Below are 26,052 nucleotides of genomic sequence, written 5' to 3' on the forward strand. Positions count from 1 at the left end.
TTTCATTTTTTTATTATATTTTTATTTCTACTTTTCTTATATTTTTATTATTAAACTTATTTTCTTATTTAAATAATTTTAAATACTTAATTTAGCATTTATAATAGTATTTACACTTATTTTTTAATATTAATATTTTTTCTATTTTTAAGATTAAAGCAATTTCTCAAAATCACAATCTCAAAATATAAGTAAAGTTAATATAATAGTTAAATCTAACTTTATTATTGAACTTTAGAAATTTGAATTTTAATATGAATTTAGATGTCGATTTTCAAGATTTGATTTAAAATTTTTATTTCTAAAATCATGAATTATTCTTATTTTATAAATATCTTATTTTAATGGATGATATTATGGATTTGGAAAATAAAAAAGATGATAAAAATCAAAATAAAGAAGAAATAATTGAATCTAGTGAAAAAGAAGTTAAAATGGAAATATGTTATACCTGCGGTAAGGAGTTTGATATGAATTCTGACGAAGGCGCTCATTACCATTATGGTGAATATCCAATGTGCGGCTATTGCACTAACTTCTTTGGATTCTATAAGGAAGATATGATGGGTGGCAAGGCAAAAAAGGAATAAAATAAATATTTATAAAATTATTATAATATTATTTAATATTATTTAAGAAGCATTTTATAATATCAGTATTTACGCCTAATAATTGTAAAAATTGCTTAATTTATAATAAATTATTTATATATCTTGCAAGGCCACATCAATATTGTTTCCAACTTAAAGCAATATTGACTTAACTTAGTTTTGTTGTTTTCCAAAAATAGAAAGTCTTAAATATTAAAATTGAATTAAAATATTTATAATTTCAACTAAATTTTTTTACAAAATTATTTGGATAGTAATTTTTATATAATTTTGTTTATCCTTTAATAATTATTTAAATTATTATTTTAGGTAATTTAATTAAATTTTTTCAATAAATTATTTTTATTTTTATGTGATAACATGCATGAAGTGATTATTTCAGAAAAACCAAAGTCTGCTGAGAAGATAGCAAAGGCACTTTCTCCAAATGCCCAAAAGAAGAAATATAATAGAAAGATCAACTATTGGGAATTTGAAGAAAACGGCAAAAAGACCACTGTCCTATCTGCAGTGGGACATTTGTACTCATTGACTTCTGCTAGTTCCAGAGACAGATTAGGTTTTGATTTGACTTGGGTTCCAGCTTATGAGGTGGAAAAGCAAAAATATACAAGGGATTACATCAATGCAATTAAAAAACTCTCAAAAGGTGCAGATAAGTTTGTTCATGCTTGCGATTACGATGTTGAAGGAACCTTAATCGGATACAATGCATTGAAATATGCATGTGGAAACAATGCCGAAGCAAAGGCATCCCGTATGAAATTTTCAACATTGACTAAGAAGGATATCGTAGAGGCATACAATACAATGAGGGACATTGACATTCGTCAAGTGGATCATGGTATTGCAAGGCATATGCTTGACTATTATTATGGTATGAATATCTCTTCAGCCTTGATGAAGGCTGTAAGGGCCTCTAGCTCAAGATTTATTAGCTTATCCGCCGGACGTGTACAGACTCCAACCCTTTCTATTTTAGTTGATAGGGAAAAGGAGATTCAATCCTTTGTTCCGGAACCTTATTGGATGATCAAGGCTAAATCTGACTATGATATCATAGCAGACCATGTCGAAGGAAAGATATTTGATGAAGAGCGAGCTAAAAAGATTTATGCTGACTGTCAAGGTGCTGATGCTGATGTGACAAGTGTTAAGGTTACAGAATCCATTAGAAAACCTCCTATTCCATTCAATTTAGGAGGACTTCAGTCTGAAGCACATACTGTCTTTGGATTCTCTCCTAAAAGGACTCAAGTTGCAGCTCAAAACCTTTATGTTGGAGGATATACATCCTATCCTCGTACATCATCTCAAAAGCTGCCTGAATCCTTGGATTTCAAAAACATTTTTGCAGGGCTTGCTAAAGACCCTGAATTCAAGAAGCATATCTTTGACTTACCTGCTAAGCTTAAGCCTAATGAAGGTAAAAAGACTGATGCAGCGCACCCTGCTATACACCCTACAGGAGTATTGCCTTCCAATCTATCTGCAGATGAGGCTAAGATTTACAGCTTGATTGTTTATAGGTTCATCAGCGTATTTTCCGAAAACTCCAAGCTTGAAACCATGAAGGTCAACTTAAAGGTTGCAGATGAGAAGTTCACCTTTTCCAGAAAAAGAGTCTCTTATGAAGGTTGGCTAAAGCATTATCCGTTTAAAAAGCAGGAAAATGATGCATTCCCTCCTATAAATAAGGGAGATCAACTAAAAATCCATAAGATTTTAGTTGAAGAGAAGGAAACCAAACCTCCTGCCAGATATAATGAGGCTTCACTTATCAAGGAACTGGAAAAGAGGGAATTGGGAACTAAGGCCACCCGTGCAGACATTGTTGCCAAGCTTTATGATAGAAAATACATTGAAGGCAAGAAGATTGAGGTCAAGCCTTTAGGAATCAATATCATAGACACCTTAAACGAGTATTGTAAGGACCTGACAAGCGAGGAGCTAACCCGTGAGTTTGAAAGGGAACTTGAAGGAATCGATACTGATAAGTATACAAAGGAGCAGATTCTTGAAAACGGTGAAAAGGAAGTCAAGACCATTTTAGCTGAAATCAACCAAAACAAGAAGCAAATCGGTGAAAAGCTTTATGGAGCATATCAGGAAACCAATGTGGTTGGAGAGTGCAGCTGCGGAGGAAAACTGATAAAAAGATATTCTCCAAGAACAAAGAACACCTTTGTAGGATGCTCCAATTTCCCAAAATGTAAGGTTACCTATTCCCTGCCAAAGGGAGCGAATATGCTAAAGAAGACATGCCCTACCTGCGGTTTGCCTATGATTTCCATTAAAAAGGCAAGCGGAAAGGGAAGAGATCATGTCTGCCTTGATTCAAATTGTGGAAAGGATGTAAGCAGACGCCAAGCTCCTGAAGTTGTTGGAAAATGTCCGGAATGTGGCAAGGACCTTTTAAAACGTTCTGGCAGATATGGAGAATTTGTAGGATGCTCTGGATTCCCAAGGTGCCGCTTCACTTGTTCTGTTGATGAGTTGAACAATCTTGGCAAAGATAAAAATAAGGAAGATGTAAAAGAGAATAAGGGTGTTTCTAAGAAGATAGTAAGGTCTGAGGCTAAATAATTGTTTTTAGTCTTAGATTAAGGTCTTAGAGTAAATAATTCTTTTTCTTTTACTTTTAATTATTATTTTTCTTTTTTTTATAAAATAAACTAATTTTCATAATCTTTCAATTTTTATTTTTTTTTTAAATTTTACTCTTTTTATCATATTTTTAATTCAATTTTTCAGTTTTCATATTTTTTTATCATTTTTTCAATAATTTTCTAAAATTTAATAAAATATTTTATTCTATAACTATCAAACTATTATTTCAAATTCTTTCTTATTTTTACTTATTTTACCCATATTAATTTCAATTACTCTTATTTTTTACCGCAATAAAAATAATATTCTTATATTTTATCTAACTAATATTTTTATTGTATTTAATAAAGTTACACATCGATATAATTTTTTATTAACTATAATTAAATTATTATTACTCTTTTTTCAAATGACTTTATTTGAACTTTTATTTGCACATATTGGCGATTTTTTAAAAAATTAGTTTAGTAGAAACTTTTATATGTATATAAAATGTATATTTAATTATTATTAAATTTAGATTGATTTTTTTAAATCTTAATTTTAGTTTAATAATTAATTATATGTTATTAAAGATGTATTTTAAAATATATTAATAACAATTTTACAAATAAATGAATTTTTTTACTTTATATAAAATTCTAAGCAATTTTAATAGGTAAAATTCATTTTTACTATAAATAACGGTTTATTATGGTCATATGTTTTCACAAAAAATGAAAGTTAAGAATTGTCTAAATATTTGGCTATAAAAAACGGTTTTATTTAAAAATATTCGAATATTTAATGTACGAGGATTTTATATGGAAAAACAACAAGTAAAAACAATTTTAAAATCTGTGGTTATCATAGCTATATTGCTTATTATTGTTTTTGGTCTTAGGGCTCAATCTGTAGATATTGGAGGAGTTCCTAATGAACTTAAATCACACTATGTAGACGAAAACGGTCTTCCTTATTTCAGTGAAATGGACTCATACTTCAACTACAGGATGACCGAGAATTATATGGATCATGGATACTTTGGTGACACTAAGGTAAACGGTACCGGTTGGGATATGCATTCATACTTCCCTTCAGGTAGGGCAGTAGGTGATTATCAACCGATGATTGCTTATGTGACTTCGTTCCTATATGGAATAATAAATATGTTCCAGGAAATGTCTCTTCTTGAAGTGGCGTTTTGGACTGGGGCTATTGTTTCCTCACTTGCTGTAATTCCTACTTACATATTCACAAGAAGGATTACAAACGACTATGGAGCAATTGCGGCCTCATTGATTGTAGTATTAGGTCCAAACTATATTTCACACACATTCGCAGGATTTTTCGATACAGATATGTTCAACATAACCTTGCCTTTATTCTTCATACTGTTCTTTGTTGAAGCTTTAAAAACTGATAAGCTATCATACAGAATCATATTCTCCTTATTAGCAGTAGCTTCAATAGCGCTCTATTCCCTTTCATGGACAGGTTATATGTTTTATGTTGCTGTAATGGTATTGGTTATGATTGTGTTCTTTGTATTATGCTTCTATTTCAATATTGAGATTTTAGAACCATTTAAGAACTATGGAAATAAACTGGAATGGCTGATTAATCAGAAGGAATTGTTTGCTACATTAATTGTATTGGTTGTAGGTCTAATTGGATTATTATTAGCCGTCGGAGTAGGTGGAATTATTGAAGGTATTACCGGCCTTACAGGAGGTTTCACCCTTCAAGCAGGTGCTGCTGACGTATGGCCTAACGTACTTATTTCCGTTGCGGAAATGCAAATTCCTAATTTAGTGACTGGAGGACTTGTAGGTTCATTCCTCGCTAACACCGGTGGAGTAGTAAACGGGGTTGGAGGAATTGTATGTTTATTCGGTGTGCTTATTGTATTGTACACTTTTGTTCAAAGATTATTCAGACTCAACTCTGTTAAAGTTAAAGGAGACACTGCAAAACCTCACAAATCCAAACGAAAAGCTACCTCTGTAAGAACCGAACAAAAGAGATTCAGCGTTTCTTTAAAAGACATTGGATCATTTGGATCAACCGATGAAATCAACAAAAGCAAACGTCACACAGTGCTTTACTTAAGTCTCTTCTTTGTATGGATTGTATCATCTGCAATTGCAGTAACTCAAGGTACAAGGTTTATTCAGGTATTAGTAGTACCTATGGGTATTTGTGCAGGTATATTCGTCGGATATGCTGTAGACTATGTCAAGAATAATGTGGACAACGATAAGGTATTATTATTGATTGCTGTTATCGCATCTATCTTGATTGCACTTCCAATCACTCAAATCGCTTATGGTTTGGATAATGCAATGACTATAGGTTTAGTAGTCTTAGTTATTCTTTTGGCAATTTCAGCAATTGTGATTTATGCTAAAAAATCCATTAAGGACTCTGATGTTTCAATCAAGAAGGCTTTGGTTGTAGTGCTAATCACTCTCGCTTTGGTATCTCCAACCGTTTGTGGTGCTTTCCAAACCACTGCAGCTACCGTTCCAGGTTCAAGCGACCCTATGTGGTTTGCTATGGATTATGTTAAAGAAAACTCTACCAATGACACTGTAATCATATCCTGGTGGGACTTCGGTTACCTATTCCAAGTTGCATCTGACCATCCTACTTCTTTCGATGGGGGTTCCCAGACAGGGGATCGTGCATACTGGGTAGGTAAGTCATTGACTACGTCTGACTATGCCCAATCTAAAGGAATCCTGCAGATGTTGGCAACTACAGGTAGCAATGCATCTATGCTATTGTCTGAGTACACAGGCAGCAATGTGACTGCAGTTCACGCATTGGATGAGACCTTAGGTAAAAGCAGATCTGAGGCTCAAAAGATTTTAACAAGCAAGTATAACCTTACTAATGACCAAGCTAAAGCTGTTGTAAAACAGTCACATCCAAGCAATCCTAACAACGTTTCATTCGTTTTAAGTTCAGATATGATTGGAAAAGCTGGATGGTGGTCTTACTTTGGTTCTTGGAACTTTGATACCCTAAACAGTACCAACTATCAATATTACATGGCTAACGACTATGTTCCTATCAAGCAGAACACACAAGGAAACATTACAATCCTTAATGAAAGCGGTATTATATACCAAGCTGTTGTAAACAGAGGCAAGAACGGTACCAACGAAACTACAGCTCAAATGGAAACCATTTGGGACAATAACCGTAGTAAAATTGACCTAAACGGTACCGAATATAACCCACTTAAGGCAAGCAATCTTATTTGTATTGAAAACAGTTATTTAACTGTTAACAAGACCTTGAATAAGGACGGTAATTACACCTTATACCTTTTAGGTTCCGGTGATGATTATACTGCCATATTGATGGATAATAATCTTAAAGACTCTGTATTTACCAGACTCTTCCTTTTAGGTGGTATAGGTCAAGACACTTTCGAGCTAAGTAATATGCAAGATGGTGTATCTGTTTGGACTCTGAGAGACGGATCATCAAATTCTGATGACGCAGGTTCACAGTAACGTTTGTTAATTAAAATTAAATACAAATAAGTAATTTTTATAAGCTTTTAGAATTTTTATATTTTAATGAGTCTTATAATTATTTACTTATACTTTTTTTATTTTTTCCTTTTTTTTTAATCAGATTAACTTCTATTTCTTTAAATAACTATTCTTTTTAGTCTATTTTTTCTAATATTCTATTTTTTAAGTTATTTAAATAGATTCATTTTTCTAATCTTTTATTAAAAAGAGATAATAACTATTTATCCAGTATTTTTAAACTTGTTTTACCGTAGATTTTATATGTTAAAAATGCTATAGTTATATTATAATAAATTTATTAATGTTCTTTGATTATTCCCAAAGAATCGCTAATTAAACTTAAAATTTAAATCCAAGTAAATTATAATCGGGGTTTAAAATATCAATTAATTAAATTATTCATATTAATTCAATTAAAACAAATTATTTATCAATCAATTTTATAACTGGGGAGTTTATGACTATAGAAGAAAAAATTAAAGCTATTGAAGAGGAAATTCAAAAGACACCTTATAACAAAGCTACTTCTCATCACATAGGAAAATTAAAGGCTAAGATTTCTAAACTTAAGGAAGAGCAAATCAAAAGAAGTAGCGGTGGAACTAAAGGTGAAGGTTTCCACATTAAAAAAAGCGGAGATGCTACTGCTGTTTTAGTAGGTTTCCCATCTGTAGGTAAATCTACATTGCTTAATGAAATCACAAATGCTGAAAGTAAGGTTGGAGCTTATCAATTCACTACATTAGAAATCATTCCAGGGGTCATGGAATATAATAATGCTCAGATTCAAATATTTGACATTCCAGGAATCATTACAGGTGCTGCAGGTGGTAAAGGTAGAGGAAAAGAGATCTTATCTGTAGCAAGAACTGCTGACTTGATTATTGTGGTCTTGGATGTTCTCAACCCTCAACACATTAATGTTATCTTAAAGGAGCTTAGAAATGTAGGTGTAAGGCCAAATGAGACCAAGCCAGATGTTAGAATCAAAAAGACACGTAAAGGTGGAGTCAATGTTTCATCAACCGTTCCTTTAACCTATTTGGATGAAAAGACCATTAGGTCAATCATCAATGAATATGGAATACACAATGCAGATGTCCTATTTAGGGATGATGTCACAATCGATCAGTTCATTGATGTGATTGAGGCCAATAAGTCCTATGTTCCAATGATGGTTCTCTTAAATAAGGTGGATTTGGTAGATGAACATTATCTAAATGAAATCAAGAAGGAACTTCCTCCATTCATTCCGATCTCTGCAGATAAACAGTTAAATATTGAAGCACTTAAAGAAGAGATATTTAATAATTTAAACCTTATCAGGGTTTATCTAAAGCCACAAGGAAGAAAAGCGGATATGGAAGATCCATTGGTTGTTAAAAAAGGTTCTACCGTAATTGATGTCTGTGGAAAACTTCACAGAGAGTTTGTTAAAAACTTCAGACATGCAAAGATTTGGGGAACTTCAGTAAAATTCCCAGGTCAAAAGGTAGGTCCAGACCATGTCGTAGAGGATGAAGACATTCTAAGGATTATTTTAAAGAAATAAGCTTAAATGAACTAATTGCATAAAAAATTAATCTTAAAAATTATTTTTTCATTATTTAATCTTAATAAATTATTTTTTTAATTAATTTATATTCATAAATTATTTTTTAAATACAATAATAAAATAAATTATTTTTAAAATAATTAATTTTAAAAAATTATTTTTTAAATAAATAAGTTTTATAATAGAATTCAGTTTAGCACAGAATTCATTTTTAAGAAGGGATTTAATGTCTATTTCAGATAAAATCGAAGAAAATAAAGTAATATTCATATCAGGAACTCCATGTACTGGTAAAACTACAATTGCAACTAAACTAAATGATTTCTTAACCAACAATGGATTCAATTCTTATTTTATAAAAATAAATGATTTTGCCATTGAAAATGATTTGGTTTTAGGCAAGGACCCAGACAAATTGTATACAGTTATAGACATTGGCAGACTTGATGAAGTCTTAAATAAGGAGATTAATAATTTTCTTGATGAAAACTCTTCAGATGATTCTAAAATAGTTGTTGTTGAAGGACATCTGTCCCATTTGTGCAATGGTGCAGATAAGATGATAATTCTTCGATTAAATCCAGAAAAACTCCTCAAAAGACTTGAAGAGCGAAAGTATAGTGAAAACAAAATTCATGAAAATCTTGAAGCAGAGGCTTTGGCTGTCTGTTCTGCAGAAGCTTATGACTTATATGATGATAAGGCCAGTGAAATAGACACTACAAATAAATCTGTTGATGAGACTCTTGAGCTTGTTCTTAAAATCATTACTGGTGAACTAGAATCTCCTGTAGGCTCTGTTGATTTTATGGATTGGTTTTTATTATAATAATTGTTTTTATTTTTACATTTAAACCATTTTAAGAAACTATTTTTTTTAGTTTTTTCTATTCAAACTCAAACTATAGAAAAGTTTTTTAAATAGAAAAAACATATCTTATCATAATATTCCTCTTGTACTATATATTATAGGAATATTTATTTTATTACTTTCTTTTTAAATTGCTTAAAAACTTGATTTCTCATCAAAATCTACTTTTATTTTAGCAATATATTATTTTAAAGAGATTATACTACGTATAAGAGGGGTATGTTTGGCTAGAGGAAAAAGACCAAAATGGATGATTGATATAGCTCAAGAACGTATGGATATTCTTTTTAATCGTGCAGAAAAAGAATATAAGAAGAATCCGGAGAGATCCCATCGTTACATAGAGCTAGCTCGAAACATTTCCAAGAAATACAATACAAAAATTCCCCAGCCATGGAACCGAAGATATTGTAAGAAATGCTACAAGTTCTTGGTTCCCGGTCACAACTGCGCTGTCCGGCTAATTAATAATGAAATTAATATATATTGTGGCGAGTGTGGCCATGTTATGAAAATTCCTTACATCAGGGAAAAAAAGTTAAAAAGGAGAGCTAAAATTGACTCTTACACTTTCAAAAAAAGAGATTATGAATGAAGCTCGTTCCGCTATGACAATCAATATTGGAAAAGCTGGTGTTAACGATAATGTTATTGAAGAGATTAAACGTCAGTTAAAATCCAATCCTATTATTAAATTACGATTTGCTAAAAATGTAGCAAGAAATAAAGATGATTTAATTAACAGCATTGTTGAAGGCACTAAATCCCAACTCATTGATGTTAGAGGGAATGTTGCTGTTATTTATAAGAAACAATCTCATTAAGCCATTCGCTTAGAGTTACAGACACCAGTCTTAGGTGAATTGGATTAAGTGAGATTATAACATATTAATTGGAGAAATTTATGTGACAACTGTATTTGATGTTCCTGCAGAGTTATTGATTAATACTGTTGCAGATGAATTTAAAGATAATAATGATAAAATCGTTGCCCCTGAATGGACAAAACTTGTTAAAACTGGTGTTCACAAAGAAAGAAAACCAGAAAACATCGACTGGTGGTATGTAAGATGCGCTTCTATTTTAAGAAGAGTCTATATTGACGGACCAGTTGGAGTAAGAAGTTTAAGAACCTTCTATGGCGGTAAAAAAGATAGAGGCGTAAACCCTGAAAAATTCAGAAAAGGTAGTGGATCTATTGTTAGAGTAGCTCTACACCAATTAGAAGATGCAGGATACGTAGAAAAAGTCGATGCTGGAAGAATTATTACTCCGCAAGGTAGATCTTTCTTAGATAATACTTCTGCTGAATTAATTAAAGACATTCCAGAACTTTCAAAATATTAAATGAAGATTTTTAAGATTGAATTGATCTAGCGCTTTATGCTTTGATTGATTCATTGAATAATAATTTAAATTTATGGGGATTTTAAAATGAGTGAACTTGATGAATTACGTAAAAAACGTATGGCTGAACTGCAAAGACAGGCCGCTATGAATGCTGATCCGCAGATGGCTCAACAGCAAATGGCTCAACAGCAGATGGCTCAGCAACAATTAGCTCAACAGCAAGAAATGGAAGCTCAGTTGAAACAAGCTATGAGACAGATCTTAACTCCAGAAGCTCGTGGAAGATTGGATAACTTAAGATTGACCAAGCCTGAGTTAGTACAAAACATTGAGATTCAATTGCTTCAATCAGCTCAAGCAGGTTCTCTTAGAGGCAAAGTAACTGATGAACAACTTAAAGTTTTGCTTAAAAATCTCATGGGTCAAAAAAGGGAAATTCATATTACAAGAAGATAATCTTTAATTTAAAGTTAATCTTAATTTTCTTTTATAATAAATTGATTTTTTTAAGATAAAATGAAAGCTTGTGTTCTTTATAGCGGTGGCAAAGACAGTTCATTGATGGGATACATCCTCAATCAATTAGGCTTTGACGTTGAACTGGTCACTGCAAATTTTGGTGTTTACGATTCATACATTCCAGCTTCAAAGTCTGCAGAGTCCATTGGATTGAAGCATAGGGTTTTAAACCTGGACATTTCCATCTTGGAAAAGGCTGTAGACATGATTTTAGAAGACGGATTTCCTAATGAGGGAATCAAGTATCTTCATGAGGCTGTTGTTGAGGAAGTGGCAAATCATTATGATTTGGTTGCTGACGGTACAAGAAGGGATGACAAGACCCCTAAACTCAATAGAAATCAAATAAGGAGCTTGGAAGACAGAAAAGATGTCCAATACATGAATTTGGATAGTTTTGGCTATAAGACCATCAAATATCTTGTAGGAAATCTTTTTGAATTGAAGCATGAAAAGAGCAATAAGGATACAAGTTCAGACTATGAGGTTGAAATTCGATTGCTGATTGACCAAAAAGGTGGAAATTCATCTGAAATATTCCCAGAACATTATCAGACTAATGTGGTCGGATTAAAATAATTATGCAAATTGCAATCAATCAATTTCTAATTATTCTTTAAACAAAATAATTATGCAAATTGCAATCAATCAATTTCTAATTATTCTAAAAGATTTAAGTTATTTATTCAAAATTAAGATTTATTATATAATTCGCGGTGAAAAAATGAGTAGAAACAAACCATTAGCTAAGAAATTAAGAATGGCTAAAGCTAATAAACAAAACAGAAGAATCCCAATTTGGGCTTATGGTAAGACTCAACGTAAATTAAGATACAGACCTAAGCCTAGACATTGGAGAAGAAATGATCTTAAAGTATAGGAGTGTTTAGTATGGCAGAAGAATTAGAAAGAACTTATGTTATTCCACTTAGAAAAGTTAAAAATGTCAAAAGAACTATAAGAGCTCCTAGAGCTATTAGAGAAGTTCAAAACTTTTTAATGAAACATATGAAAGCTGAAGAAGTAAAAATTGACGCTTCTATAAATGAATTTATTTGGGAAAGAGGAATTCAAAAAATCCCTTCCAAAGTAAAGGTAATTGCAGTAAAAGATGAAGAAGGTATTGTCAGAGCAACTTTAGCAGAAAACTAAATTTGCTTATGCTATATTTAATCATCTTTCAAACTAACTTTAAGAAGCAATAATTTAAAACTTTTTTAAGTGATTTAAACAACTTATAATAATTTTTAAGTTTTAATAAGTAATTTTTAAGTGATTTAAACAACTTATAATAATTTTTAAGTTTTAATAAGTAATTTTAAATAAACTTTTAAAAGCAATTTAAATAACTTTAAGAAGGAATTAATATGCTGAAAAGAATTAATTTAACCGGAAACCCTAATTTAGGTGTTTACATATCTGTTAATGATGAAATAGCTATTGTTCCTTTTAATGTTCCTGTTGAAATGGAATCTGTTATTAAAGAGACCTTAGAAGTCGACATCATTAAGACTTCCATTGCAGGCTCTAACCTAAACGGTGTTTTAGCAACAGGAAATTCTAATGGATTTTTAGTTTCTCCCTTTACATATGACAGAGAAATTGAACTATTGGAATCTGCAGGCATAAATGTTGCAAAGCTTCCAGGCAAATACACTGCCATTGGAAACATAATTGCTGTAAATGATTATGGTGCCCTTGCAGGTCCTAATATTGGGGAAGAAACAATCAAGGTTATTGAAGATACTTTAAAGGTTCCAGTAAAGATTTATCCATTTGCAGACACTAAGATTGTAGGTTCTGCAAGCATAGTTACCAATAAAGGAGCTTTATTGCATAGGGATACAATCTCTGAAGAGATTGATTTCATTGAAGACTTCTTTAAGGTTGAAGCAAACATTGGAACTGTATGCAAAGGAATGCCTCTTGTAGGTGCTTGTGGTATAGCCAATTCCCAAGGTGTAATGGTTGGGGAAAGTACTACAGGTCCTGAGATGGCTAGAATTGAAGAATCTTTAGGCTTTTTAGACTTTGGTAATTTCTAAATAGTTAAGATTCTTTTTTAAAGTATTTATTTACAGATATGATGTATTAATTGATTTAAAAGATTTTAATCAATTGATTATTATCTAAATTCAATGATTCAATTAAGTCAATTAATTTAGTATGATGATTAATTATAGTATTATAAGAAGGTTTTATTATGATAACTAAAAATTATAGAGTTAAAGGTAGCTTCGTAATGGGTAGTGAAACACAAGTTTTCACTAAAGAGTTAAGAGCTATTAAAGAAGAAGACATTTATGAAAAGCTTTATTCTATCTTCGGAAGTAAACATAGAATAAAAAGAAATCAAATCAAAATTGATTCAATTGAAGAAATCAGCGATGACGAAGTGGAAGATCCTATCGTACAAGCGATTCTTTAAATTTTTCATTTATTTGATTTTTTATTAAATTTTTTAACTATCATTACGGATGAAATAATCTTAAGGTGTTAAAATGGAAGACCAGCAAAAATTACAACAAATTTTAAGTCAACTTGAAGTTTACAAGCAACAATCTGAGTTATATAAGACTCAAATCGATGCTGTTCAAGCTTCACTTGCTGAAATTAAAATCTTAGAATCTACATTAGATGACATTAGTGGTAAAGACACCATAGAAACTTTAGTTCCTCTTGGTGCTGGCTCCTTCATTAATGCAGAGATTAAAAATGAAGATAAAGTTATTATGAGCCTCGGTTCAGGTGTTGCTGTTTCCAAGACTTTTGCAGAAGCTAAGGAAACCACTGCTGCACAGAAAAAAGAGCTTGAAGAGACTTTAGATAAGTTATTTGCAGATCTTCAACAAATAACTGACATTGTAGCTCAGCTATCTCCGCAAGCTGAACAGTTGATGGCTAAAGCTCAAGCGCAAATGGGACAGCCTCTTTATTAGTTCCATTTCTTTTATTTAATTAACTTTATCTATTTTTTTATATTTTTCTTAATTTTTCTATTTTTAATATTTTTTTATATTTTAACATTTTTTTAATTTTTATTTTAACTAATTTTTATTTATTTTTCTTATTTTTGTATTTTAATAATTATGCACGTTTTTTACACAAAACTCTTATTTTCCTATTCTAAAAGTTTTTTAATTTTAATCGCTTTTATCAATTTCATTATTTTTATTTAAGCAAAACAATGAAAAGTTTATAAATTTTTAAATATAAAACTATTAATAGTTAAAACTTTAAATTATATCTAACAATTTGTTAATATAATATTCAAAATAAAACAATTATAAAACATTTTAAATAAACAAAATAATCGATTTTGTTTTAAATTTTTTTAAATTAATACTTATTGGCAGGGATAAACTTGTTTAGTTCATTAAAGAAAAAATTTGCTGATGCAAGTAGCAAATTAAGAAATAAGGTAGAAGAAGAAGCTAAAGATGAAGATAACATTGAATTAATCGAAGAGTCTAAAGATGAATTTGATGACATCGACGAAGATCTCATCGAATATATTGATGAAGAAGATGAAGATGACGATTGGGACTTCGATGATATTGATAAAGAAGATAAATCTAAGGAAGAGCCTAAAGAGGAATCTAAAGAGGAATCTAAAGAGGAATCTAAAGAGGAATCTGTAGAAGAAACAGTTGATGAGGCTATAGAAGAAGTCGAAGATGTTTCTGCAGATGAAGATTCTGATGAAGAAGTAAAAGATTCTGATGAAGAAAAAAAGGATTCTGAAGAAAAGGATTCAAAAGATAAAAAAGAAAAATCCGGTTTCTTCTCATTCTTAAAACGTGGTAAGAAAGAAGATAAAAAAGAGGATGAAGAAGAAATTGAAGATTCTAAAGAAGAGGAAGTTCCAGAAGAAGAAGTCAAAGAAGCATCAGATGAGGAAGTTCCAGAAGAAGAAACATCAGAAGAGGAGTCTGAAGAGGAAGTTCCAGAGGAAGAGATAGAAGAATCTGAAGCTGAACCAGTTGAAGAAACTGTTGAAGAGGAAGCAGAAGAATCTGAAGCTGAACCAGTTGAAGAAGCTGTTGAAGAGGAAGCAGAAGAAACTGAAGAAGCAAAAGAAGAAACTTCCGAAGAGGATGAAGAAGAAAAGCCTAAAAAGAAACGTTCCCTATTTAGACGTGGTAAAAAAGACAAAGAGAAGGATTCAGAAGAGGAATTCGATGCAGAAGAGGCTAAAGGCAAAGGTGGATTCCTATCATTCATCCGTGAAAAGACTATCTCTGAAGATGATGTTGAAGACATTCTATTCGAACTTGAATTGGGCCTATTGGAATCAGACGTTGCAATGGACGTATCCAGTGTCGTTGTAGATTCAGTCAAAAACGACCTTGTCGGTCAAAAAATTAAAAGAAGCAGTGACATAGAGGAATATACCTATGAAGCCCTTAAAAAGGCAGTTTACAACATTATAAACATTGAAGGAAAGTCCATGACCGAGCTTCTTGAAGAGAAGGTCGCTCAAGGAGAGCCTCTTGTCGTCATGCTTGTCGGTATTAATGGTACAGGAAAAACAACTACAATAGGCAAATTAGCTAACTTTTACATTAAAAAAGGTTACACTCCAGTTATTGCAGCATCAGACACATTCAGAGCAGGGGCTATTGAGCAGGTTGCCTATCATGCAGATAAGTTGGGTGTCAAATTAATCAAGCATGAGAAAGGTTCAGACCCAGCAGCTGTCGCTTTCGATGCAGTTCAGCATGCAAAGGCCAAAGGCAAAGAGCTTGTATTGATTGACACTGCCGGAAGAATGCAAACAAATACCAATCTTATGGATGAAATGAAGAAGATTAGAAGGGTCTCCAAGCCGGACCTTGTTGTATTTGTAGGAGATGCTTTAACCGGAAATGACGCAACCGAACAGGCAAGAAAATTCAATGAAGCCATTGACATCGATGGAGTAATCCTTACCAAGGCAGATGCGGACTCTAAAGGAGGAGCAGCACTGTCAGTTGGTTATATCATTCAAAAGCCAATTCTCTTCTTGGGAATGGGTCAATCCTATGATGATATTAAGGAATATGATCCTGATTGGATGCTAGAGCAAATATTCTCTTAAATTTATTATTTGTTAGCCTTAAAGGCTAACTTTTCTCTATTTTTTAAAAACTTATTTTTTTTAATTTTAGTACCTATTTTTTTAAAACTTATTACTTTTTCTAATTTCAAAATATTTTTTAAACTATAAAAAATGCTATTTTATCCATTTTCAAATCAATCTTTAGTTCAATCCATAGCCCTTCACATAAATGTCCTTAAATTCTAGTTTCATTTTATTAATCCTAAAATAATTTATTTTAACTAATTCAATAATGCCCTTATTCCATTTTAGATTTATAAATCTAAATTTATTGCTTTATAAAGTTAAATTTATATAGTAATTTTTAATAATATAATAGTGTAATAATAATTAATTAATTCAAAAATTAATTAACAAATTATTAATCCATATTCTTGAACGATATTTATTCTTAATTACTTTTAAATAATAAAATTCGTTCTTTTATTTTTCAATTTTTTATGGTGTGATTATGAATTTAGACAGTAACGTTAAAACCGGATTGATTGTAGCTATTTCTATAATTTTCCTTTTTGTTTTATCATTGTTTATTACTAGTGCACCAACAGGAGTGGATAATTCTGCTCGTTTCGGAATTTTGACACTGCTTCCTCCTCTTATAGCGATTGCTTTAGCATTTATTACTAAAGAAACTATTCTATCACTATTCGTTGGAGTTTTCGTTGGTGAATTCATGGTTTCAGTAAGTGATTTAAACATCATCAGCTCTGCAGTTAATGCATTTTTAGCTATGGGTGGTCAAATCATCTCATGTATGGCTGATCCATGGAACGCTGGTATTGTCCTCCAATGTCTGCTCATTGGTGGTGTAATCCAATTAATTACAAAAATGGGAGGAGCAAAAGCGTTAGCTGATGCTTTGGCTAAACGTGCTGACACTCCTAGAAAAGCTCAACTTATTACTGAATTTTTAGGATTATGTGTATTCTTTGATGACTATGCTAACTCCTTGATTGTAGGTCCTATCATGAGACCTGTTATGGACAAGCTTAAGGTTTCAAGGGAAAAATTAGCATTTGTAGTAGACGCAACTGCAGCTCCAGTTGCAGGTATTGCTATTATTTCCACTTGGATCGGTCTTGAAATCAGTTTGATTACTCAAGGTTTCGAATCAATCGGCATGAATGTAAGCGGATTCGGAATATTCCTTCAGACCATTCCATTCAGGTTCTATAACATTTTAATCTTGATTTTCATTGTTATCTCTGCAGTTACCCTGTATGAGTTCGGTCCAATGAAAGAGGCAGAGAAAAGGGCTCGTGCAAGAAAAGCTGATGAACCTGTTAAATCTCTTGAAGCAACCAGCTTTGATGATGTAAAACCTGTCGAAGGCATTAAATTATCCGTATGGAATGCTATCATTCCTATTGCAGTCTTAATTATCGGCGCTCTTATAGCATTCTACTGGAGTGGTTACACTACCATCTTAGGCGGTGAAGACCAAGCGCTCATTCATTTAATGAAAACTTCTCCATTATCCTTCAACGGTATCTTTGAGGCATTATCTGCTTCAGATGCATCTGTAGCCCTCTTCCAAGCTGCATTGCTTGCTTCCATTGTAGCTATCGTTATGGCAGTTCTCCAAAAGATCCTGACTATCGAAGAGGCAATTAGCGAATGGATTGGCGGTATGAAGACAATTGTTATCACTGGTGTAATCTTGCTTCTCGCTTGGTCCTTAGGTGGAGTAATCGGAGACATAGGAACTGCTGATTACTTGGTTGGAATATTGAAGGACACAATCCCTGTATTCATCTTGCCAACCTTGATCTTTATCCTAGGCGCATTGATTTCCTTTGCAACAGGTACTTCCTATGGTACAATGAGTATCCTTATGCCACTTACAATCCCTCTCGCTTGGGCTGTAAACCCTGATATGGGATTTGTTATCGTCTGTACAAGTGGTGTATTGACTGGTGCTATCTTCGGTGACCACTGTTCACCTATTTCAGATACAACCATTCTATCCTCTATGGGAACAAGCTGTGACCATATTGACCACGTCCGGACACAGATATACTATGCAATATTCGTTGCATCAATATCAATCATATTCGGATATATCCCAGCAGGATTCGGTATCCCATGGTATATTTCAATCCCTGTAGCTATTGTAGTGGATGTTTCATTGGGATTAAGAAGGTGATTGGGTGAAAAAGGTAGACCTTTCGATGGACCTCGATGAAGAAGAAGCCGAAGAGGCTGCTTAATTCATGATTTAATCGAAAAGTCTTTAAATAAGGTGAAAGGATTTAGGAAACTTAAATTATTATTTAAGTTTCTCTTTTTATTTTTTTATAAAATCATTATTTTTATTATTTATTTAAGTTTTTTAATTATTTATTTCATTTAAAAGCTATTTTTCAGATATTTCTATTAAAAAGAGTTATTGGCTATTATTTAACTATTTTGATTAATTAATTAAATTATTTTAATTCTAATTTGAATTTCATTAATTAATTAAAATAAAATTTTTAAATCATAAAATTTAAAGTATATTTATCAAATGTTTTAAGTTTAGAAAATTATTTAAGTATATTTATTAAGCGTTTTAAGTTTGGATAATTATTTTAATATATTTTTTCAGTGTTTTAAGATTATTTAGTAGTGATTTTTATGGCAAACAGTAATCAGTCTGAATGGGATAGTAACATTGCATTTATTTTGGCAATGATTGGTTCTGCAGTTGGTTTAGGAAATATTTGGCGTTTTCCAAATGTTCTATACTCCCACGGTGGAGGATCATTCATGATTCCTTATATCGTATCCCTATTCCTTTTAGGAATATCATTTGTACTTGTGGAATATGCTGTAGGATACAGATTCAAGTCCTCCCTAATCAAGGTTCTATATTCTGTCAAAAGCAAATTGGAGCCTGTAGCCTGGTTTATCGCCCTAATCGTCTTTCTCATAACAACATATTACATATGTGTAGTGGGATGGGACTTGATATATGTGGTCTTAAGCTTTACAAAGGCATGGGGCTCAAATCCAGACCTTTTCTTCTCAAGCATTGTCCTTCAATCAACAGATTCCATTGAAGGGCTTCTCCATATTGTTCCTATGGTATTTATATCCGTACTTGCATTATGGGCTGTTGCATGGTACATTATTCAAAAGGACTTAAATGACGGCATAGGTAAGGTAAGTAAGTTACTGCTTCCTTTGCTTTTGATTATTGTTGTTACAATCGTTTTGTTCTCACTGACCTTGCCTGGAGCTTCAATAGGCTATACCCAAATTTTTACTCCTGATTGGAGTGCCCTAACTGACTTGAATGTTTGGCTTGCTGCCTTTGGACAGATCGTATTCTCCCTTAGCTTAGGAATGTCCATTGCACTTACATATGCAAGCTACCTTCCTGAAGGCTCTAAATTAACAGACAATGCTTTAATCGTTGCATTTTCAAATTCTGGATTTGAAATCTTCAATTCAATCGGAATATTCTCAATACTTGGTTTTATGACCTTAAACACAGGCATTCCATTTGACCAACTGGTTACTGAAGGAACAGGCTTGGCATTTGTTGTTTTCCCTAAGGTATTCAATATAATGGGTCCTTGGGCTACAATCATCGGTCCGCTCTTCTTCCTATGCATTCTCTTTGCTGGTGTAACCTCTGTAATGGCATTGCTTGAGGTGGTCTGCTATTCAATCTCTGAAAAGTTCAACTTCTCTAGAAGAAAATCAGCAACAATAGTCTGCATTATAGGATTTATAGTATCTGTAATATTTACAACAAGTGCTGGAAGCATGATTTTAGGAATATTCGATGCATTCCTAAACAATATCGCACTCTTATTTGCAGTTCTTCTTGAATGCATCATATTCGGTTGGATCTATAATTTTGACAATCTCATAGAGACATTAAACAATAATTCAAATATAAAGGTAGGAAAAGTCTGGAAAAATGTAATTAAATTCATACTCCCAATCTGCATATGCTGATTATGGATTCAAGGAGTTTCTGACATTATTGCAGCAGATAATCCTATTAGCAGTGCAGTAATATTGACTTTAACTGTAATTGTAATAGTGGTTCCCTTTATATTCACATACCTCCCTGCAAAAAACCCAGAATTTTATAATAAGGTAGAAGACTAATGGTCTTTTACTTTTTTAATTCTTTTTTTTAAAACGTTTTCTTTTATCCTTTTTTTAACTCTTTTATCCTTTTTTTAATTCTTTTATCCTTTTTTTAATTCTTTTATCCTTTTTTTAATTCTTTTATCCTTTTTTTAATTCTTTTATCCTTTTTTTAATTCTTTTATCCTTTTTTTAATTCTTTTATCCTTTTTTTAACTCTTTTATCCTTTTTTTAATTCTTTTTTCATTGCCCTTATCAATTAGTTGGACTTTTTTCTTTTTGGCCTATTTTTTCACTTTTTCTATTTTGCTTAATCATTTCTCTTGAGATTCAATTTCAATTTTTAATAAAATTTTCACAAGTTTTTTAAATAAGTAAGTTGTAATATATAGTAATAGTAAATATTAATTAAATTAATTAATAAAAAAATGATTATTTAATTTTAAATTTAATTTTAAATTGTCAAAACCAATTTACCTAATTCTTTTAGAAGGCAATCAAATGGATGATGAAACTAATAACAATCAATGGAACAGTTCAACAAGCTTCATACTTGTCATGGTAGGATCCATCATAGCATTGGCAGGGATTTGGAGATTTTCCTATCTTATTTATGAAAACGGAGGGGGCAGCTTCCTAATCCCATACATATTAGCCATCGTTATCATGGTCATCCCCCTTCTTGTCCTTGAGTTTGGAGTGGGATTCAAATACAAGGCAAGCCTGCCAAGGATATTTTACAATATCAAGTCTGAATTTGAAATAGTGGCATGGTTTATCCTTTTCCTAATATTCATAGTCCTAATCTGCTATACTTGCATAATGTCCTGGGACCTTATCTACATAGTCCTAAGTTTATTTAAAGGATGGGGCAATAATCCTAGTGTTTTCTTTACAACCACCCTACTTCATAGCACCTCTAATCCATATGGCTTAACTTACCTTGTAGTTCCTATTGGAATCGGCCTCATATTAATCTGGGCCTTGATATATTTCATATCTCGAAGGGAAATAAATAGGGGAATATCATTAGTGACAAAATTTTCCCTGGCATTGACATTTGTTCTCGTCATCATCCTTTCAGTCTTTGCCCTTCAATTGCCAGGATCCAGAACTGGCCTTATGGCCTTGTTCAATCCAAATTGGGAATATCTCTTGGACTATAACATTTGGCTCACTGCATTCGGACAGCTTATATTTTCCTATGGCCTTGCATATGGAATCGCAAGCACATATTCCTCCTATCTTCCAGAGGACAGCAAGCTTATAGACAGCGCATGGGTTATTGTTCTAATCAGCCTAATATTCGAAATTCTGATGTCTGTTCTCATATTTGCATTGCTTGGACATATGGCATTGGGAAAGAACATGCCTATTACAAGCCTTGTAAGCGACAGCTTCTCATTGATATTTGTGGTTTTCCCTAATGTATTCAATGTGATGGGCTCATGGGCAACAATAATAGGTCCATTGTTCTTTATGGTTATATTTATAGGGGGATTAGGTGCATTATTTGCTCTTATAGAGCCTTTGGCAAATGCAATATGCGAAAAGTTCATTTGGACTAAGGATAGGGCAATAAAGACATTGGTCTTGGCAGGACTCTTTGCATCTTTCATATTTGCAACAGGAATGGGAGAGTATTTCCTTAGGATAGTTGACGGCTTCATAACCCAATTTGCAATAATTCTAGTTGTTTTGGTAGAGATATTAGTATTCGGATGGCTTTTTGACCTTGATGATATAAGAAATGTTTTAAACAATAATTCTAGAATAAAGCTCGGAAAATATTGGGTCTATCTAATCAAGTTTGCAATTCCGATTCTTCTTATTGTAATCTGGATATTGGGAGTTTATAATTTGATTATAACTGGAGACAGGCAAAGCCTTCTTGTTCAGTCCATTTTAGCTTCAATCATTGTTATTGTGCCTCTAGCTCTAACTGTAGCTCCATTTAATGGAGAATATTCTCTTGGCTCAATTACAGGAGGATATAATTACTTTAGGGACAGTGGGGATGATGAAGAGGCCAAATCAAATTCAAAGCCAGACTTAAAGTCCAGATTCACATCAAGATTCACATCTAAGGATAATGATGTTGATAATGGCACTGAAGGCTATGAAGAGAAGACCTATGTTGAAAAGACAATAGATGACTATGAGGGCTATGATGGTGTAGTGGCAATCACAGATGATGAAGAGGAAAATTCCAGCCTTAAATCCAGATTCAGTTGGGACAAGTTTAAAAAGTCTAAAAATGGTAAGAATGTTTTAAATAATGTTGATTTGTCTGCGAAAGAGTTTGATCCTCCAAGCGATGATGATTATGATGATTATGAAACTTATAATAGTTTAGATGATGGTTATAGCCAAGGCTCTGATGATTTTGATAATAGTATGGATGATTATAGGTCTAAATCTAAGTCCAAATCTAAATCCAAATCTAAATCCAAATCTAAATCCAAATCTAAATCAGAATCTAAGTCATTATTTGAAAAGATTAATTTATTTAATAAAGACCAAGGAGAGAATGATTATTTGGATGATAATTATGGCTATAATTCTAATGATAATTATGAAGATGATGATTCCTCCTTTGAAGATGTCTTCGATGATTTTGATTATATAACTCCTATAAGGGAAGAAGAACCTAAATCTAAACCTAAAACAAAGTCTAAACCAAAATCTAAAACAAATTCCAAATCAAAATCTAAGGCTAAAGGTGGAAATAAAAAACCTAAATTCATTAGTGCTGAGGATCTTGATGGAATTGAAAGTTTAGATGATTTAAGTAGCCAGCCTAATAAGAAACCTGCTTCTAAAAAGACTTCTGCTTCTAAAAAGAAATCAAGTTCAAAATCTAAAAAGGAATCTGGCTCTAAATCCAAAAAAGCATCAGAACCTAAAGAAGAACCTAAACCTAAAGAAGAAGAAATAGAATATGAAGAGTTCTCAGATGATTTCTTTGATGATGGTGTATTTGGAGAGGAAGGCTATGAAGCTCTTCTAGACGATTATGTGGAACCGAAACCAAAATCCAAAAAGAAAAAGGCATCTTCCAAATCTGACCAATCTACACCTAGGGATTCTAAACCCTATTATGATTATGAAAAGAAAGGATCAGATTCTGTTTTTAATTTAGATGATTAAAAATCATCTAATACTTTATTTTTTTATCTCTTATCTTTTTTTAGTCCATTTCTTTACCTATTTAACTATTTCTATTCCTATTATTTTCTATCATTTTCATTTTTTATCATTATTTGTTCATGATTTTTCAATTAATTTACATATTTATCCATATTTTCAAAATATAAAATTTATAAAAGATAAAAACATACCTATAATTATCAAAATAGGTGATTATATGGATAAAAAAATGACAGTTTTATTGGTTGCCCTATTTTGCCTTCTCTGTGTAGGCTCATATCTAATCTTTGAACCTGCCAGGCATATAAGCTATCATGAGGTCAATCTCACTGACACCTGCGTTGCAAAGGTCCCGGTAACCGATAAGGTATCTTCATATACAGACAACTTAAACATTCACTACTATTCCGATTATGAAAACGATCTTAACATTACAAGTTTTTATGATGTGGCTCCGGAATCTTCGTCTCAAGGGCATCTGAGAATGGACAATCTTAAAAAGGAAGTTTTAGGTACGGAAAAGGGAAGTGCAGGCAATCTCACTTATTATAAAAACAATAATGCCGGAACTTACACAATGTATGTTGAAGATAGAATGTCACATAATTATATTTTGCTTTCCGCTAAGGACTTAACAATTTTCACTAATGTATATTCTAGCTTAGAGGCTAGAATTGTGGTAAATGAAACTGATATTGATAGTTTGGACTCAAGCTATGCTTAATTTTGGCTTTATTTTAGTTAAAAGATAACTTCTATATTTAGTCAACTTAAGATTAGTTTTTAATTTAGATGATTAGCAATCATCTATTATTTTATTTTTAATTGTATTTTTAATTGTATTTTTAATTGTGTTTTTATTTGTATTTTAACTCTCATGAATTATTTTTAAAAAAACAACTTATTTTATTACTGGATTGATGAACTTATGAACACTGCAGAGATTTTAGTCAATTTGCTTGAAAGGGATGGAAATGAATTTATCTTTGGCCATCCAGGTGAACAGATACTTCCATTTTATAAGGCATTGAAGGACTCTTCAATCAGCCATATCCTAACAAGGCATGAACAAGCTGCAGCCCATGCTGCAGATGCATATGCGAGGGTTTCTGGTGAATACGGCATTTGCATATCAACTGCAGGTCCCGGTGCCATGAATCTGGTCATGGGAGCCTCCACAGCATTCAAGGATTCTGTTCCAATGCTTGTGATAACCGGAGACAATGACTATGATAAAAAGGACTCTGACATTTTTCAGTCATTTCCTATAAACTCTGTCTTTGAGAATATATCAATTAAAAGCTTCCATCCTTATGATGGGAAATCCGCTGTTTACAATATGATTGAAGCATTGATTCTTCTTCATAAGTTTCCAAAAGGTCCTGTTCATATCAATCTCTCTAGAGATGTACTTTTAGAAGAGATTGATTTTGATTCTATTGATTTAAGAGATATTGGTCTATCTAATATTCCTTCTTTGAATCTTAATGATTCTGATATAATTGAAAACTTTGATCTTTTTGATGATTCTTTAGATAATTTATATGACTTTTCACAAAAGTTATCCGCTGATGTAGATATAACTATTCAATCAGCTATTAAAAAATTAAAGGATTCGTCAAAACCATTAGTCATACTAGGAAATGGTATAGTTTGGTCAAAAGCTACTTTTAAATTAAGCGACTTTTTAAGTAAAACTATGCTTCCAGTTGTTACCACATATCACTCAAAGGGAATAGTCAGTGACCATGACAGATTGAACCTTGGGATAGTAGGTCTTAGGGGAAACTCATTGTCAAATTATGCTTATGAGAATTCAGATTGCATTTTGGTTCTAGGTGCCAAACTCTCTGAACGTACAATCGGTGCTTCCGACTTTGACATTGCCAAGGAAAAGATGATACATGTTAATATTGATGAGAATTGCTTAAAGGGAAAAATTAATATTTGCATGGATGTTAATGAGTTCTTGGACTGTCTTTTGGATGAATTAGATCAAGATAATGGAACATTTGATTATGATGATGGATGGATAGATGAGATCTACTCCAATTATGAGGAATTGATTGTTGGTGGAATTGAAGAAGTGGAAGAAAACTTTAATCCATTAAGGCCTCCTTATGCGATTAATAGGATTATAGATGCTTTTAAAGGAGCATATTTCCTATCAGATGCAGGAACCCATACGACATGGACTACTTTGCTTGCAAAAAGCGATTCATTCGGCAAGCTTTTGTTTTCAGGTGGCTTTGGTCCTATGGGATATAGCCTTCCAGGGTCCATTGGTGTTGCATTTGCCTTAAAGAAGAGAGGAATTGATGAAAGGGTGCTTGTCATCTGTGGTGATGGAGATATTCAAATGGTAATTCAGGAATTGGCTACAATTAGGGAATATGATTTGAATATTGATATTTTTATAATCAATAACTCTCAGTTAGGAATAATAAGACAATGGGAAGAGACTGTTTATGACTTTGATAAGTATCAGGTTGACCTTATTAATCCAGACTTTGCTAAATTGGCTGATGCATATGGTGTTGATTCTATGAAGGTGGAATCTAAGGAAGACCTTCAATTGGCTATTGAGATGTCTTTGGATTCAAATAAGGCATTTTTAGCTGATGTATGTGTTTGTGAAGAGAATATTCCTATGCCTAAAAAATAGTGT

The 26,052-nt window shown here is 32.2% G+C and carries 21 protein-coding genes; all 21 read left to right on the forward strand.

What is annotated here, in order from left to right; translation table 11 throughout:
- Positions 1-356 precede the first annotated feature (356 nt).
- The 21 genes from MRU_RS01985 (at position 357) to MRU_RS02085 (ending at position 26,049) form a co-directional block, all read left to right on the forward strand.
- Positions 357-590 carry a hypothetical protein gene (locus tag MRU_RS01985; protein ID WP_048812370.1) on the forward strand — a complete coding sequence of 78 codons (234 nt, stop codon included), beginning with the start codon at positions 357-359 and terminating at the stop codon, positions 588-590.
- Between the two features lie 381 nt (positions 591-971).
- Positions 972-3,197 (forward strand): DNA topoisomerase I, encoded by a 2,226-nt coding sequence (topA, locus tag MRU_RS01990; RefSeq protein WP_012955193.1) that lies wholly within the window; start codon positions 972-974, stop codon positions 3,195-3,197.
- Between the two features lie 827 nt (positions 3,198-4,024).
- On the forward strand, positions 4,025-6,727 hold the full coding sequence (locus MRU_RS01995) for an STT3 domain-containing protein (protein ID WP_012955194.1): 2,703 nt from the start codon (positions 4,025-4,027) through the stop codon (positions 6,725-6,727).
- Positions 6,728-7,208: 481 nt separating this feature from the next.
- Positions 7,209-8,303 carry an OBG GTPase family GTP-binding protein gene (locus MRU_RS02000; protein ID WP_012955195.1) on the forward strand — a complete coding sequence of 365 codons (1,095 nt, stop codon included), beginning with the start codon at positions 7,209-7,211 and terminating at the stop codon, positions 8,301-8,303.
- A 229-nt stretch (positions 8,304-8,532) separates the two neighbouring features.
- Positions 8,533-9,135, forward strand: a complete 603-nt coding sequence (locus MRU_RS02005; protein WP_012955196.1) for an adenylate kinase family protein — start codon at positions 8,533-8,535, stop codon at positions 9,133-9,135.
- A gap of 265 nt (positions 9,136-9,400) precedes the next feature.
- Entirely contained in the window at positions 9,401-9,772 is a 372-nt protein-coding gene (locus MRU_RS02010) for a ribonuclease P protein component 4 (protein WP_012955197.1), read from the forward strand.
- Positions 9,765-10,001: a YhbY family RNA-binding protein gene (locus MRU_RS02015; protein ID WP_048812576.1), complete on the forward strand. Its 237-nt coding sequence runs from the start codon at positions 9,765-9,767 to the stop codon at positions 9,999-10,001. The genes MRU_RS02010 and MRU_RS02015 overlap by 8 nt, the downstream gene beginning before the upstream one ends.
- Before the next feature lie 82 nt (positions 10,002-10,083).
- Positions 10,084-10,524, forward strand: coding sequence for a 30S ribosomal protein S19e (locus MRU_RS02020; protein ID WP_012955199.1), 441 nt, complete (start codon positions 10,084-10,086; stop codon positions 10,522-10,524).
- Between the two features lie 87 nt (positions 10,525-10,611).
- On the forward strand, positions 10,612-10,983 hold the full coding sequence (locus MRU_RS02025; RefSeq protein WP_012955200.1) for a DNA-binding protein: 372 nt from the start codon (positions 10,612-10,614) through the stop codon (positions 10,981-10,983).
- Positions 10,984-11,043: 60 nt separating this feature from the next.
- Positions 11,044-11,625, forward strand: coding sequence for a DUF7411 family protein (locus tag MRU_RS02030; protein WP_012955201.1), 582 nt, complete (start codon positions 11,044-11,046; stop codon positions 11,623-11,625).
- 145 nt (positions 11,626-11,770) lie between these two features.
- Entirely contained in the window at positions 11,771-11,926 is a 156-nt protein-coding gene (locus MRU_RS02035; RefSeq protein ID WP_012955202.1) for a 50S ribosomal protein L39e, read from the forward strand.
- Positions 11,927-11,937: 11 nt separating this feature from the next.
- The gene (locus MRU_RS02040; protein WP_012955203.1) at positions 11,938-12,198 is read left to right on the forward strand and encodes a 50S ribosomal protein L31e; all 261 of its coding nucleotides are present in this window, start codon (positions 11,938-11,940) and stop codon (positions 12,196-12,198) included.
- Positions 12,199-12,413: 215 nt separating this feature from the next.
- The gene (locus MRU_RS02045; protein WP_012955204.1) at positions 12,414-13,091 is read left to right on the forward strand and encodes a translation initiation factor IF-6; all 678 of its coding nucleotides are present in this window, start codon (positions 12,414-12,416) and stop codon (positions 13,089-13,091) included.
- A 158-nt stretch (positions 13,092-13,249) separates the two neighbouring features.
- Positions 13,250-13,474: a 50S ribosomal protein L18Ae gene (rpl18a, locus tag MRU_RS02050; RefSeq protein WP_012955205.1), complete on the forward strand. Its 225-nt coding sequence runs from the start codon at positions 13,250-13,252 to the stop codon at positions 13,472-13,474.
- A 73-nt stretch (positions 13,475-13,547) separates the two neighbouring features.
- The gene (pfdA, locus tag MRU_RS02055) at positions 13,548-13,985 is read left to right on the forward strand and encodes a prefoldin subunit alpha (RefSeq protein WP_012955206.1); all 438 of its coding nucleotides are present in this window, start codon (positions 13,548-13,550) and stop codon (positions 13,983-13,985) included.
- 722 nt (positions 13,986-14,707) lie between these two features.
- Positions 14,708-16,126: a signal recognition particle-docking protein FtsY gene (ftsY, locus tag MRU_RS02060; protein WP_048812577.1), complete on the forward strand. Its 1,419-nt coding sequence runs from the start codon at positions 14,708-14,710 to the stop codon at positions 16,124-16,126.
- Positions 16,127-16,598: 472 nt separating this feature from the next.
- Positions 16,599-18,293 (forward strand): Na+/H+ antiporter NhaC family protein, encoded by a 1,695-nt coding sequence (locus tag MRU_RS02065; RefSeq protein WP_012955208.1) that lies wholly within the window; start codon positions 16,599-16,601, stop codon positions 18,291-18,293.
- A 470-nt stretch (positions 18,294-18,763) separates the two neighbouring features.
- Positions 18,764-20,095, forward strand: a complete 1,332-nt coding sequence (locus tag MRU_RS02070; RefSeq protein ID WP_012955209.1) for a sodium-dependent transporter — start codon at positions 18,764-18,766, stop codon at positions 20,093-20,095.
- 640 nt (positions 20,096-20,735) lie between these two features.
- On the forward strand, positions 20,736-23,384 hold the full coding sequence (locus MRU_RS02075) for a sodium-dependent transporter (protein ID WP_012955210.1): 2,649 nt from the start codon (positions 20,736-20,738) through the stop codon (positions 23,382-23,384).
- A gap of 217 nt (positions 23,385-23,601) precedes the next feature.
- Positions 23,602-24,108 carry a hypothetical protein gene (locus tag MRU_RS02080; RefSeq protein ID WP_048812371.1) on the forward strand — a complete coding sequence of 169 codons (507 nt, stop codon included), beginning with the start codon at positions 23,602-23,604 and terminating at the stop codon, positions 24,106-24,108.
- A 204-nt stretch (positions 24,109-24,312) separates the two neighbouring features.
- Entirely contained in the window at positions 24,313-26,049 is a 1,737-nt protein-coding gene (locus tag MRU_RS02085) for a thiamine pyrophosphate-binding protein (protein WP_012955212.1), read from the forward strand.
- Positions 26,050-26,052: the final 3 nt, after the last annotated feature.

The organism is Methanobrevibacter ruminantium M1, assembly GCF_000024185.1.
GTDB classification, from domain to species: Archaea; Methanobacteriota; Methanobacteria; order Methanobacteriales; family Methanobacteriaceae; genus Methanobrevibacter; species Methanobrevibacter ruminantium.